The sequence below is a fragment of the Janthinobacterium sp. UMAB-60 genome (assembly GCF_900095235.1).
GTDB lineage: Bacteria > Pseudomonadota > Gammaproteobacteria > Burkholderiales > Burkholderiaceae_D > Janthinobacterium.
Genome location: NZ_LT607483.1, coordinates 448401 through 461969, shown reverse-complemented (window position 1 = coordinate 461969; position 13569 = coordinate 448401). Strand labels below are relative to the sequence as shown.

At 64.2% G+C, this 13569-nt stretch carries 14 protein-coding genes; 1 reads left to right on the top strand and 13 read right to left on the bottom strand.

Annotated elements, in window-relative coordinates:
* The 4 genes from K0F86_RS27360 to K0F86_RS05415 all read right to left on the bottom strand — a co-directional run.
* Nucleotides 1-588 (bottom strand): patatin-like phospholipase family protein (locus K0F86_RS27360; RefSeq protein WP_257571995.1); only part of this gene is annotated, 588 nt, incomplete at its 3' end.
* 40 nt (nucleotides 589-628) lie between these two features.
* The gene (gene ggt, locus K0F86_RS05425; RefSeq protein ID WP_219133341.1) at nucleotides 629-2404 is read right to left on the bottom strand and encodes a gamma-glutamyltransferase; all 1776 of its coding nucleotides are present in this window, start codon (nucleotides 2402-2404) and stop codon (nucleotides 629-631) included.
* A gap of 84 nt (nucleotides 2405-2488) precedes the next feature.
* A complete protein-coding gene (locus K0F86_RS05420) occupies nucleotides 2489-3247 on the bottom strand; it encodes a 3-hydroxyacyl-CoA dehydrogenase (RefSeq protein WP_071078915.1) in 759 nt (252 codons plus the stop codon).
* Between the two features lie 160 nt (nucleotides 3248-3407).
* Nucleotides 3408-3836 (bottom strand): hypothetical protein, encoded by a 429-nt coding sequence (locus K0F86_RS05415; protein ID WP_257571994.1) that lies wholly within the window; start codon nucleotides 3834-3836, stop codon nucleotides 3408-3410.
* 246 nt (nucleotides 3837-4082) lie between these two features.
* Here K0F86_RS05415 and K0F86_RS05410 point away from each other — a divergent pair, with 246 nt between their 5' ends.
* Nucleotides 4083-6152 (top strand): TonB-dependent receptor domain-containing protein, encoded by a 2070-nt coding sequence (locus K0F86_RS05410; RefSeq protein ID WP_219133340.1) that lies wholly within the window; start codon nucleotides 4083-4085, stop codon nucleotides 6150-6152.
* Between the two features lie 4 nt (nucleotides 6153-6156).
* Here the strand turns inward: K0F86_RS05410 and K0F86_RS05405 are convergent, their stop codons facing one another.
* From K0F86_RS05405 to K0F86_RS05365, 9 genes are all read right to left on the bottom strand, one after another.
* Nucleotides 6157-6513, bottom strand: coding sequence for a glycine zipper family protein (locus K0F86_RS05405; protein WP_374197265.1), 357 nt, complete (start codon nucleotides 6511-6513; stop codon nucleotides 6157-6159).
* Nucleotides 6514-6520: 7 nt separating this feature from the next.
* On the bottom strand, nucleotides 6521-6883 hold the full coding sequence (locus K0F86_RS05400) for a hypothetical protein (RefSeq protein ID WP_219133339.1): 363 nt from the start codon (nucleotides 6881-6883) through the stop codon (nucleotides 6521-6523).
* Between the two features lie 191 nt (nucleotides 6884-7074).
* Nucleotides 7075-9198, bottom strand: a complete 2124-nt coding sequence (locus K0F86_RS05395; protein WP_219133338.1) for a sodium-translocating pyrophosphatase — start codon at nucleotides 9196-9198, stop codon at nucleotides 7075-7077.
* Nucleotides 9199-9392: 194 nt separating this feature from the next.
* Nucleotides 9393-10049, bottom strand: a complete 657-nt coding sequence (gene adk / locus K0F86_RS05390; protein ID WP_071078917.1) for an adenylate kinase — start codon at nucleotides 10047-10049, stop codon at nucleotides 9393-9395.
* 245 nt (nucleotides 10050-10294) lie between these two features.
* A complete protein-coding gene (kdsB, locus tag K0F86_RS05385) occupies nucleotides 10295-11050 on the bottom strand; it encodes a 3-deoxy-manno-octulosonate cytidylyltransferase (protein ID WP_219133337.1) in 756 nt (251 codons plus the stop codon).
* A 2-nt stretch (nucleotides 11051-11052) separates the two neighbouring features.
* Complete coding sequence (locus tag K0F86_RS05380) at nucleotides 11053-11229, bottom strand: Trm112 family protein (protein ID WP_010395789.1); 177 nt, start codon at nucleotides 11227-11229, stop codon at nucleotides 11053-11055.
* On the bottom strand, nucleotides 11210-12265 hold the full coding sequence (gene lpxK, locus K0F86_RS05375) for a tetraacyldisaccharide 4'-kinase (RefSeq protein ID WP_219133336.1): 1056 nt from the start codon (nucleotides 12263-12265) through the stop codon (nucleotides 11210-11212). The genes K0F86_RS05380 and lpxK overlap by 20 nt, the downstream gene beginning before the upstream one ends.
* A 112-nt stretch (nucleotides 12266-12377) precedes the next feature.
* Nucleotides 12378-12821 carry a biopolymer transporter ExbD gene (locus K0F86_RS05370; RefSeq protein WP_071078920.1) on the bottom strand — a complete coding sequence of 148 codons (444 nt, stop codon included), beginning with the start codon at nucleotides 12819-12821 and terminating at the stop codon, nucleotides 12378-12380.
* Complete coding sequence (locus K0F86_RS05365) at nucleotides 12818-13420, bottom strand: MotA/TolQ/ExbB proton channel family protein (RefSeq protein ID WP_219133334.1); 603 nt, start codon at nucleotides 13418-13420, stop codon at nucleotides 12818-12820. The genes K0F86_RS05370 and K0F86_RS05365 overlap by 4 nt, the downstream gene beginning before the upstream one ends.
* Nucleotides 13421-13569: the final 149 nt, after the last annotated feature.

The following is a 13569-nucleotide window of genomic DNA, read 5'->3' as shown; positions in this document are numbered from 1 at the left end:
AAGCAAGTGTTCCACGCCGATCTGGTCTTGCAAGGCCAGCCGCTGCGTGCGCACCCACGGCGCGATCTCGGCGGCCGTCTGGTAAAACGTCATGTGGCGGCTGCCCGAATACGACGACGCCGTCACGGCCAGCGCATGCAGCAGCCCATCGGCCAGCGCCGCGTCCAGGCGCGGCAGGTCGAGCATGCGGTGCAGCAGGCTGACCAGCGGGGTATTGTCGAGCAGGGAGTTGGGCGGCGAGGCATGCCACTGGCGCAGCAGCCAGCCAAACGACAGCAGCGACAGCCAGCGCGCGCCCGAACGGATCACGCCCAGCGAATCGGCGCGATACACTTGCTCGACCTCGATATGCTGCCACACGTCGAGCAGCTTTTGCACGCCTTCGCCGAAATTGTCGGCCCGGCAAGCCAGCGCCGTGGCGTTGATGGCCCCGGCCGAGGTGCCGCAGATGATGTCGAACGGGTTGCGCGCCGGCGCCCAGCCCGCTTCCCACAATATCGCCGAAATCGCCTGCAGCACGCCCACCTGGTAGGCGGCACGGGCGCCCCCTCCCGTGAGTATCAAGCCTGTTTTATTTTGCATTCCCATGCCGGCAGATTAGCAGGGTCTTGATGCTTTGTGGAAAAGATTAGTCACCTCTGACCATGCCTTCACGGCGTGGATCAGCCCCGCCAAACCAGAAATCCTTGCCATGCGCATTCAGGCGCATGATGCCCTGCAGGCCGGAATTCTGTTCGATGACGCGCACCTCATGGCCCATCGCTTGCAGCGCCTCGACTTGCGCGGCAGGCGCGCGGCCCTTTTCCAGCTCCGTCGGGCCATTGCGGCTGCCGAAGTTCGGCAGGATGATCGCCTGCTGCACGTTCAAGCCCCAGTCCATGGTGCCGACGAGCACCTTGGCGACATAATTGATGATGGACGAGCCACCGGGCGAACCCGTCGCCAGCACCAGCTTGTGCGTGCCCTTCTCGAACACGAGGGTGGGCGACATGGCGCTGCGCGGACGCTTGCCCGCCTCGACGCGGTTGGCGATGGGACCGTCGGCATCGCGCGAATCGAACGAGAAATCCGTCAGCTGGTTATTCAGCAAAAAGCCGTCGACCATCTGGCGCGAGCCGAACGCGTCTTCCACGCTGGTGGTCATCGACAGGCCGCCGCCAAAAGCGTCCACCGCCACCAGGTGCGACGTCGACGGGCGCTGCAGCGCGTTATCCATGCCCCACGCCACCTGCATGCCGGGCGGCGTGCCGGGCAAGGCTTTCACCATGGATTTGTCGCCGATCAGCGAGGCGCGCTGGGCCAGGTAGGTTTTATCGAGCATCGAGGCGATACCGTTGCCCGGCAGCGGCACGAAATCCGTGTCGGCCACGTAGCGGTTGCGGTCCGCGTAGGCCAGGCGCCCCGCTTCCGAAAACAAATGGATCGCCTGCGCATCGAGCACGCCGTCGACGGGCGCATATGGACGGATATCCTTCACTTCCAGGATGCCCAGCATCTGCGCGATGGCGATGCCACCCGCCGATGGCGGCGGCATGCCGCACACGGTCCAGGCCTTGTAATCACTGCACACAGGCTCGCGCACCTTGGCGCGGTAGTTGGCGATATCAAGCGCCGTCAGCTTGCCCGGATTGCTCGGGTGCGACGCCACCTTGGCGGCGATGTCGCGCGCGATGCGGCCGCTGTAAAACGCGTCGGCGCCGCCGCGGGCGATCTCGCGCAGGGTGCGCGCCAGCTGCGGGTTTTTCAGCACATGGCCGACGGGCCAGGGCTTGCCTTCGCCGTCATAGAAATACACGGCGGCGACGGGGTCGCGCTTCAGGGCCTGGTCCCAGCTCAATAGGCCGTTGAGGCGCTGGCTGACGGGAAAGCCGCCGTGCGCCAGTTTGATGGCGGGGCCGAACAGGGTCGCCCACGGCAGCTTGCCGTGTTCCTTGTGCGCCAGTTCCAGCATGCGCAGCACGCCCGGCGCGCCCACGGAACGCCCGCCCACCACGCCCGTGGCGCGCGAGACGGGGCTGCCGTCAGCGTTCTGGAACAAGTGTTCATCGGCGGCGGCGGGCGCCGTTTCGCGCCCGTCGAACGCTTGCACGCCCTTGGCCGTGGAGTACAGCAAAAAGGCGCCGCCGCCGATGCCCGACGATTGCGGTTCGACCAGGGTCAGCACCAGCTGCGTGGCGATGGCCGCGTCGATGGCGCTGCCGCCTTTTTTCAGCATCTGGTAGCCGGCATCGGCGGCCAGCGGATTGGCGGCGGCGACCATGAATTTCTGCGCCGCCCAACCACTTTTTTCCGCATACGCGGTGGCGATTTCCGGCGCCTTTTGCGGCACTTCGGCAAAGGAAGGATGGGCAGCCAGAGCTCCCAGCAAGGTCAGGCTCAGCGCCAGCGGCTTCAATGTGATCATGGATTCTCCGATAAAAAAAGGGCGCACAGCCGAGCAAGGCTGTACGCCCCATACGGGGGTATCCTACATCAAATCGCGCCGCGCTTATTTCGGCTGCATGCGGATCGCGCCATCCAAACGTATCGTTTCGCCATTGAGCATGACGTTTTCCACGATGGCTTTCACCAGCTGCGCGTATTCGCCGGGCTTGCCCAGGCGCGATGGGAACGGCACCATCTTGCCCAGCGCATCCTGCACTTCAGCCGGCATGCCCAGCAACATCGGCGTCTCGAAGATGCCGGGCGCCACCGTCATGACGCGGATGCCGTTGCGCGACAGGTCGCGCGCCATCGGCAGGGTCAGTCCCACCACGGCCGCCTTCGACGAAGCGTAGGCCGCCTGGCCGATCTGGCCATCGTAGGCCGCCACGGACGCCGTGTTGATGATGATGCCGCGCTCGCCTTCAGCCGTCGCATCCTGTTTCGCCATGGCATCGGCCGCCAGGCGGCACATATTGAAGGTGCCCACCAGGTTGATGTTGACGACTTTCTGGAACAGCGCCAGCGGATGCGGGCCATCCTTGCCCACGGTCTTCACGGCCGGCGCCACGCCGGCGCAGTTGACCAGGCCGCGCAGAGTACCCAGCTTGCCTGCCGCCGCCACCACGGCCATGCCGTCTTCTTCCGACGTGACATCGCACTGCACGAACACGCCGTTCAGTTCAGCGGCCAGCGCCTGGCCCGCCTCCGTCTGCACATCGGCCAGCACGACCTTGCCGCCAGCGGCCGTCAGCATGCGCGCCGTGGCGGCGCCCAAACCCGATGCGCCGCCCGTGATGATGAATACATTGTCCTGAATCTGCATGAAATCTCCTGAGTGATAAGGGCCGTGTTCCCGGCGCCCGATGGTTGATGCACGATGCCATTATTACGCTATTACGTTTACGTAAACGTAATGTCGGCGACAATTGTAGCCATTTTTGAGCTCACCGAGCGAAAACTTGCAGCCGCAGCCAATGGCAAGGCTAAAAACACTGCATGAAAGCGCCGTTGCGGTGGCAGATGCGGCCGTTGGCATCGAGCGTGGCATTGCCCGCGCCGTTGTAACGCGCGCCGGACGCGTCGCGGCAACCGCCCGTGTCGCAGGCACCGATGGGCTGCGGCGCGCGCGGCATCGGCATGGCCGGGCCGGGCGGCGGGGGTGCCATGGGCACGACGGGTGGCGCCGTGCGCTGCACGGGCATGCGGCCGATTACCTGCGCCACGGAACGGCGCGGCTGCACGGGCGGCGCCGGGCGGCAAGGTTCCACGGCCAGCTTGCCGCTGTCGTGCGGGTCGAGCTGGCACACGGGCAAGGACTCGGCCGGCGCCGCCGGCTCCTGCGCCCAGGCATGGCCGCCAGCGAACAGCAAGGCGCAGGCCAGCGCCGGTATGGTTTTTATCATCGTCTTCATGCCACCTCCCCAAGCATTGATCTTACCGCTTTCATTATTGGCACACACGGCGCCAGATGCCATGCACATGCTGCAACAGTGTTTTATTTCCTTTCAGCACTTTCCTTCTTGCCAGTATGGCATTACAATAAGAACGATTCTTATTCTCATTAACGGAATTCGAGCGCAGTTTATTCTCTTTTCATTCATTTATACCCGAGCCACCCGGAAGGCAGCCAGGAAATAACAACATCCGGAAAGTTCACCATGACCCAGCGCAGTCCCGCCTTCGCAACCTTCTTAGCCCCCGTCGCCCGTCCCGTCCGCCCCATGCATTCCGCCACCCTGCTCCTGCCCTGCCTGCTGTCGCTGGCCGTCAGCAGCGCCTGGGCCGAAGGCACTGTGGCCGCCGATCCCACCATGAACACGGTGGTCGTCACCGCATCGGGCACGGCCATCGACATCAAGGATGCGCCGGCCAGCATCAGCGTCATCACGCGCGAGGAAATCGAGCGCCAGCCCGTGTATGACCTGAACACCCTGCTGCGCCGCATCCCCGGCGTGACGGGCGGGACCGGCCCCGAAGGCGAGGCGTCGAAGATCAAGCTGCGCGGCTTGCCCGACAAGTACACTCTGATTCTGGTCGATGGCAAGCGCGTGGGCAGCTCGGCCGACACGGCTTACCGTCCCGACCTGGGCCGCCAGGACTTGAACTGGATCTCGCCCGACATGATCGAGCGCATCGAAGTGGTGCGTGGTCCCATGTCCTCGCTGTACGGCTCGGACGCCATGGGCGGCGTGATCAACATCATCACGCGCAAGGTGCCGGGCAAGTGGAACGGCTCGGCCACGGCCAACTACACGCAACCGCAGGACAGCGACCGCGGCACGGCACACCAGCTGGGCTTGAACCTGGCCGGCCCCCTGTCGGACACGGTCGGCATGCGCCTGGGCGTGAGCCAGACGCGCCAGAATCCCGATGAAAAATCCTTCGACAAAGCGGGCGCCATGGGCGGCGAACGCAACCAGACTGTCTCGGGTCAGCTGACCTGGGCGCTGGACAAGAAACAGAACCTGTCGCTGGACGCCAGCTATGGCAGGCAGGAAGCGAGCAATTCGAGCGCGCATGATGCGGATGGCGAGCCGCTGGTCTACAGCTGGGGCGCCAGCAAGCTGATACGCAAGAGCGTCAGCCTCGGCTACGAAGGCCGCTGGGACTTCGGCAAGACCACGGTCAACCTGTATCACAACGACTTCGATAACCAGGACGTCGGCACGGTAGCAAAATCCAAGGACAGCACGCTCGATGCCAGTCTGGAAAAACGGCTCGGCTGGGGCGGCATCGAGCAAATGCTGGTGATGGGTGGCCAGTGGAAGCACCAGGAACTGACGAACACGAATACCATCGGCACCGTGCCCACCGATTACCTGGGCAACACCGTGAGTGGCGCGACCTTGTCCGGCACCACCTCGGCCCTGTTTGCGGAAGATCAGCTGTTCCTGCGCGAAGACTTGACGGCCACGGCCGGCCTGCGCCTCGACCACCACAGCAAGTTCGGCAACCACTACAGCCCTCGCCTGTACCTGGTGTACCACCCCGCCCCCGCCTGGACCATCAAGGGCGGCGTCTCGCAAGGCTTCCGCGCCCCGAGCCTGAAGGAAAACTCGCCGGCGGCAGCCACCAACTCGGGCGGACGCGGTTGCGGCAGCCTGAAACCGCTGGGCTACGTCACCGGCTCCTGCTACATGGCCGGCAATGCGGACTTGAAACCGGAAACGAGCACGGCAGGCGAAATCGGCGTGGCGTGGGAACAGCATGGCTGGGACGTGGGCCTGACGTACTTCCACACGGACTTCAAGAACAAGATCGACTACGCGCCGCTGGGCTTTTACCAACAGCGCTGGTGGACCAAGATGACGAATATCCAGAAGGCGCGCACCAGCGGCCTGGAAGCGACGGCCACCATCCCGCTGACGAAAAACCTGAACTGGCGTAACAACGTCACCTACATGGCGGAAGCGAAAAACCTGACCACGGGCGCCAACCTGCTGTCCACGCCGAAACTGTCGTGGTACTCGGCGCTGGGCTGGCAAGTCAACGACCAGCTGTTCGGCGAAGTGTCGGCCCAGTACACGGGCAAGGAACTCGATGCGGGCAAGCTGGCCGACAAGGCCTACACCATCGTCGACACCGTCGTGTCGTACAAGGTCACACCGCAATGGACCGTGCGCGGCGGCGTGCAAAACCTGTTCAAGAAGGGTCCGATGGCCGATGGCCTGGTCGACTACTACGTGCCGGGACGCCGCATGTTCGTCGGCCTGACCTCGCGCTTCTAAGCGGCTAGTAACGGGGCGGCGGCGTATCGGCCGGCGGCGTGGCGGCGTTCGCTGGCACGCCGCTGAGCATCTGCCCCGCGACGGGCACCTTGTGGCCGCTCGCATACATGCATTGCTGATAAGAGTCATCGTAGCTGCGCTGCATGCCATGCGAGGAACTCTCGGCCGCGCCCTTGCCGGCCAGCTGCGCCTGCGCATAGCCGCGGCAACGGCCGTCATCGACGCGGAATTGCTCGAGGCTCTTGCCCGTGCCGGGCAAGGCCAGGGCCGACGGCCCTTCCGGCAGCACCGTGCAGGCGGCCAGCAACAGGGGCGCCAACAGGCCGGCACGCCCCATCCACACTCTCGTGTTCACGTTCATCTCCCCGTCAGCGCACGCTGGTCGGCAGCACGGCACGCCATGCCGTACTGCAATTTTTCACATAGGGATAGTAGCCCTGCGGTCTCGCGCAGTAGTACCACATCTGCGCCGTCGGCTCGCCGCCCTGCTCGATGTAAACGGGAGGCACGACGGGCGGCGCCTGCACGACCACCGTGCGTCCATACGGATAAGGATAGCCATACCACCAGGGATATCCCACCCAGACGCCCACGTGCGAACGACCATGGAAGTGGCCGTGGCCGCCGTGAAAGCCGCCATGCCGGCCCGGCGCCGCCTGAGCCACTCCCGCCGTGACCGCCAATACCAAGAGCGCCGCCAGCGCGCCGCCCTTCCTGCTGATGCTGTCCATGACATCCTCCCGCCTTGCCTGCCCAACTGTGACGCTCATTCCATTATTGACAGCGGGCCGGCACAAGCAAAGGCGCCGTAACAATTGCTCACCTTTGATACGCCGAGGATATGGACAGCAGGAAAGTTTCATTTGACACAATGCAAACAGCCCCGCGGCACGGGCCACGGGGCTGCAGGAACCGCACCCTCTTATTGCGCGGGCAAGCTTTGCACGGGTGTCGCCGGCGCCAGGATGGGCGGCACGGGCGCGTGGATGGGCGCCGGCGCCTTGACCGCCAGCCAGCCCGTGGCCGGCAGCAGCGGCACCAGCAGCAGGGCCACGATATTGATGATCTTGATCAAGGGGTTCACGGCCGGACCGGCCGTATCCTTGTACGGGTCGCCCACCGTGTCACCCGTGACGGCCGCCTTGTGCGCGTCGGAACCCTTGCCGCCGAAGTGGCCATCCTCGATGTATTTCTTCGCATTGTCCCAGGCGCCGCCGCCCGTGGTCATGGAAATGGCCACGAACAGGCCCGTGACGATGGTTCCCATCAAGAGGCCACCCAGCGCCGCCGGCCCCAGCAGCATGCCGACGACGATGGGCACCACCACCGGCAACAGGGACGGCACGATCATTTCGCGGATGGCCGACGCCGTCAGCATGTCGACGGCCTTGTCGTATTCGGGCCGCGCCGTGCCTTCCATGATGCCCTTGATGTCGCGGAACTGCCGGCGCACTTCCACCACCACGGCACCGGCCGCGCGGCCCACGGCTTCCATCGCCATGGCGCCGAACAGATACGGTATCAGGCCGCCGATGAACAGGCCGACGATGACCATGGGGTTCGACAGGTCGAACGTGATGTGCTGGCCCACGGATTCGAGCGCATGCGTGTAGTCGGCAAACAGCACCAGCGCGGCCAGCCCGGCCGAACCGATGGCGTAGCCCTTGGTGACGGCCTTGGTGGTGTTGCCGACGGCATCCAAAGGGTCGGTGATGGCGCGCACGGAGTCGGGCAGGCCCGACATTTCCGCGATGCCGCCCGCGTTATCGGTGATGGGGCCATACGCATCGAGCGCGACGATGATGCCCGCCATCGACAGCATGGCCGTGGCGGCGATCGCAATGCCGTACAGACCGGCCAATTGATACGAGACGAGGATGGCGACGCAGACGGCCAGCACCGGATACGCGGTGGACTTCATCGACACGCCCAGGCCAGCGATGATATTCGTGCCGTGGCCCGTCGTCGACGCTTCGGCGATGTGGCGCACGGGCTTGAAATCCGTGCCCGTGTAGTACTCGGTGATGTACACCATCAGGCCCGTGAGCACGATGCCGACGACGGTGGCGCCCAGCATCTTGTAGCGCATGGCGTCGTCCGGCCACAGCAGCCACGTCACCACGGCAAAGCCCACCAGCGACAGCCCGGCGGCCCACCACAGGCCCGTGTACAGGGCCGACATGATCTTCGCGCCTGGCTTGGTTTTCACCATCGAGCAGCCGACGATGGACGCGAGGATGGAAACGGCGCCCAGCAGCAGCGGATAGATGATGGCCGTGCTGCTGGCCTCTGCCATCAGCAGCGCGCCCAGCAGCATGGTGGCGATCAGGGTCACGACATAGGTTTCGAACAGGTCGGCCGCCATGCCGGCGCAGTCGCCCACGTTGTCGCCCACGTTGTCGGCGATGACGGCAGGATTGCGCGGGTCGTCCTCGGGGATGCCCGCCTCGACCTTGCCCACCAGGTCCGCGCCCACGTCGGCGCCCTTGGTAAAGATGCCGCCGCCCAGCCGCGCGAAGATGGAAATGAGCGAGGCGCCGAAGGCCAGGCCGATCAGCGGCTTGATCAGGTCATGCTGGGTCAGGCCGGGCGCGCCCGTCGTCACCAGCAGCCAGTAGAACAGGGTCACGCCCAGCAGGCCCAGTCCGACCACCAGCATGCCGGTGATCGCGCCGCCCTTGAAAGCCACGTTCAAGGCCTGGTTGATGCCCAGGGTGGCCGCCTGCGCCGTGCGCACATTGGCCCGCACCGAGACATTCATGCCGATGAAGCCGCAGGCGCCCGAGAGCACGGCGCCGATCAAAAAGCCCAGCGCCGTATGCAGGCCAAGCAGCGCATAGATGGCGATCAGCAGCACCACGCCGACGATGGCGATGGTGCGGTACTGGCGCGCCAGGTAGGCGGCCGCGCCCTGCTGGATGGCCAGGGCGATTTCCTGCATGCGCGCATTGCCGGGATCCTGGCGCAGGATCCAGCTACGCGACACCAAACCGTAAATGACTGCGACCACGCCGCAGGCTACCGCAAACCACAAACTGGCTGCCATATCGTCCCCTTCTGTTTTTATCCGACGTCATTGCCAACAGCTGCAGACCGCACCGGGTAGGCACGCGCAGCCAGGAAAACACGACCTGCAAAAAACCTGAACCACGAAAACGTTATGCATCCAGCCATGCTGGCAGTCTGCCTGAAAAGCGGGCAGAAAAAAAGCGGACACTCAGGTCCGCTTTTAAAAACTGCTTATTCCGCCAGGGCGGCAAAGGCGCTGTCGCGGATTTGCTCGACCGGACCGACGCCGGCGATGCGGCGGTATTTCGGCGCGCCCGGCAGGCCGGACTTGGCCCAGTCATTGTAGTAACCGAGCAAGACCTTGGTCTGGTTGTGGTACACATCCAGGCGCTTCTTGACGGTTTCCGCCTTGTCGTCGTCGCGCTGGATCAGCGGTTCGCCCGTGATGTCATCGACGCCGTCGACCTTCGGTGGATTGAACTTGACGTGGTAGACACGGCCCGAACCCGGGTGGCTGCGGCGGCCGTCCATGCGCTCGATGATCGAAGCGTCAGGCACGTCGATTTCCAGTACGTAGTCGACATTGATGCCGGCATCTTTCATGGCGTCCGCTTGCGCGATGGTGCGCGGAAAGCCGTCGAACAGGTAGCCATTGGCGCAATCGGCTTCCTGCAGGCGGTTCTTGACCAGGCCGATCATGATGTCGTCCGACACGAGGCCGCCCGCATCCATGACTTTTTTCGCTGCCAGGCCCAGTTCCGTGCCTTCCTTGATCGCCGCGCGCAGCATGTCGCCCGTGGAGATTTGTGGAATGTTGTATTTTTCTTTGATGAAGTTAGCTTGGGTGCCCTTGCCGGCACCGGGTGCTCCTAAAAGTATCAGACGCATTGAAAGTTCCTAAAAAACAGATTTTGGATGGTGGTATGTGTAATTATTTTTTTTAGATGATGTTGCTATGGCTATCTTTCCCTACGAAACTTACCACAAAAAATCCCCGGAGCGCCAGTTTGCTATCGAATTGCTATGCCCTGATTGATCAAAGCCAGCAATTAGCGAGACGGACGTTTCAAAATGTGGTTTTTACTGCAGGCGCACAAATTATATTTGCACGCCTGCCGTTTTGCGGGTAATGCCTACAGGGCGCCGTAGTGGGACTGTACCCTGGCAAGATCTTCCGGCGTGTCGACGCCGGCGGCCGGCGCCGAGTCCGTGACGTGCACGGCGATGGCATAGCCATGCCACAGCACGCGCAACTGCTCCAGCGCCTCGATCGCCTCCAGCGGCGAAGCGGAGAGCGTGGGATACGTTTGCAAAAACGCATTGCTGTACGCATACAGGCCGATATGGCGCAGCGGCACGTAGCCGGCCGGCAAGCTGTCTTTCGACTGCGCGAAGCCGTCGCGGTGCCACGGAATCGTGGCGCGCGAAAAATACAAGGCGCGGCCATTCTTGTCCAGCACCACCTTGACGACATTCGGGTTGAAGGCCTCAAGCACATCGTGCAGCGGATGCGCACACGTGGCCATGGGAACGGTACTGCTGATCTGTGCCGCGCAGGCGGCCAGCAGGGACGGATCGATCAGGGGTTCGTCGCCCTGCAGGTTGACGACGACGGCGTCCGGCGGCAAAGCGAGCGTGCGCGCCACTTCGGCGATGCGGTCCGTGCCCGACGGATGATCGCTGCGCGTCATGCACACTTCCACGCCATGCGCGGCGCAGGCATCGCGGATGGCGTCATGGTCGGTGGCGACGATGACGCGCGCGGCGCCAGACAGGGCTGCCTGCTCGGCCACGCGCACCACCATGGGCTTGCCGCCCAGGTCGGCCAGCGGCTTGCCCGGCAGGCGCGTCGAGGCCAGACGGGCCGGGATGATGACGATGAACGCCATCGTTATTCCACTGCGTCTTGCAGGGTGCGCGCTTCGTCCGCCCACATGATGGGGATGCCATCGCGGATCGGATAGGCCAGGCGGTCGGCGCGGCAAATCAGTTCCTGCGCCTTCTTATCGTGTTCAAGCGGACCCTTGCAAACAGGGCAGACCAGGATATCAAGCAGTCGAGCGTCCACGACATTTCTCCACAATTTGTTGGGCCAGCGCGCTATCGATGCGCGCACTGACGGGGACGACCCACAGTCTCGGGTCATCTTTGAGATGTTCAATTTGCGCACATTTTACTGCATCCTTCTCGGTGATCAAGATCACATCCGTGTCGAGTGCAGCAAATGGCTGGTCGAGAAAGTCGTGATGGTCGGGCAGCGGCAGCTCCGTGAAGTCCAATCCGGCCCCGCGCAGCATGGCAAAGAAACGCTGCGGATTGCCGATGCCGGCCGCCGCCACGATGCGCTGGCCGCTGGCCGCCAGGGTTTCAAGCGGCATGCTTTCGCCGCGGTTCGCCATGCGTTCGGCCACGCCACCGGCCAGCAGCATCTGCACCACCAGAGAGCCCTGTGGCGCGACCCTGGCCACGAGATCCGGCGCCAGCGCGGGCGCATTGATCACCGTCACATCGCGCCGGCGGCGCGGCGATTCGCGCAAAGGTCCCGCCGGCAGCAGCCAGCCGTTGCCCGCGCCGCGGCCGTCGAACAGCACGATTTCCACGTCGCGCTGCAAGGCGTAATGCTGCAAGCCGTCATCCGTGACCAGCACGTCGACGTCCGGATGCGCGGCCAGCAGCGCCCTGCCCGCTTGCGCGCGGTCGCGCCCCACCATCACGGGGCAGCCGCCGCGCTGGAAGATCAGCAGCGGCTCGTCGCCCACCTGCCGCGGCGTGGAGGTGGCGGTGACGGCGCGCGGCAGCCGGTCGGCGCTGCCATGGCCGCGCGAAATGACGCCCGGGCGCATGCCCGCATCGCGCAAGGCTTGCACCAGCCAGATCGTCAGCGGCGTCTTGCCCGTGCCGCCGATAAAGATGTTGCCGACGACGACGACGGGCACGGGCAGGCGCGCCGATTTCAGGATGTTTGCGCGGTACAGGCCGCGCCGCACGGCGCTCAGGGCGCCGAACAGCAGCGAGACGGGCCACAGCGCGCACGCCAGCGGGCCGCGCGTCAGCCAGGCACGGGTCAATGTGGTTTCAAGTTTGGCGGGGGAGGAAGTGGGCATGAAGGAAGACGTAAAAATAGTGTAGGTCGGATTAGCTGCGCCGTCAGGCGCAGCGTAATCCGACATGCTCGGCTGCGGCTTTGTCGGCTTACGCCGTTCCGGCTAAGCCGACCTACTTGCTGCCACCGGCTTGCGCCGCAAACGTCAGCTTTTCATAGCCGGCCAGGCGCGCCGCTTCCATCACGTGGACGACCATCTGGTGCATCGCGAACTGGTCGGCGTTGACCACCACCACGGGCGTCTGCGCGGGCGCCTTGCCGCCGTTGGCCGCCTTGGCCGCGTTTTGCAGGGCATCGGCCAGGCCGGCCACGTCGCGGAACGAGACGGGTTCGCGGTTGACCGTGTAGTTACCCTTGGCATCGATGGTGACGTCGATCTGCTGCGGCTTGTCCTTGGCTTGCTCGGCGTCGGCCGTCGGCAAGGTGATCTGCAGCTCCGTAAACTTGCTGTAGGTGGTACTGACCATCAGGAAAATCAGGATCACCAGCAATACGTCGATGAACGGGATCAGGTTGATTTCGGGGTCTTCCCGCCCCTTGCCTTTGCGGAAGTTCATTGGCGGCCACTGTGGACGATATCGACGAACTTGACCGCTTGCTGCTCCATGTCAATAACGAAGCTGTCGACGAGGGCGCGGAAATGGCGGTAGAAGATCAGGGCCGGCATGGCGATGGCCAGGCCAAACGCTGTGTTATACAAGGCGACGGAAATACCGTGCGACAGCGCCGAGTTCGACGCGGTGGCGCCCGGTGAAGCAAAAATCTCGATCATGCCGATCACCGTGCCGAACAGGCCCATCAACGGCGCCAGGGTGGCGATGGTGCCCAGGGTCGTCAGGAAACGTTCCAGCGTGTGGGCCACGCCGCTGCCCGCCTCTTCGATCGATTCCTTCATCACCTCGCGCGGCGCGTCGACGTTGCGCAGGGCGGCGGCCAGCACCACGCCCAGCGGCGAATTGTCTTCCAGCTTGGCCACCGTGTCCGGCGTAATCTTGCCGCTGCGATACACCTGTACCACTTCATCGAACAGCTTGCGGGGCAGGATCTTGGCGCGTCGCAAATACAGCAGGCGCTCGACGATCAGGGCCAGGGCGACGATGGAAGCGATCAACAACAGCCAGATGGGCCAGCCGGCGGCTTGAAATATAGCGAGCAAAAGAAACTCCTGGTAAAGGGAAGGCGGTGAATTATCCGAACAGCCTGTATTGTACCGAGCGCCGAAGACCGATGGTACGTCCGCGCAGGAATGGCGCAATGTAGCGCGTTGCCGCGCCGGCGGCAAGTGGCGCTTGCATGCGTACTTGT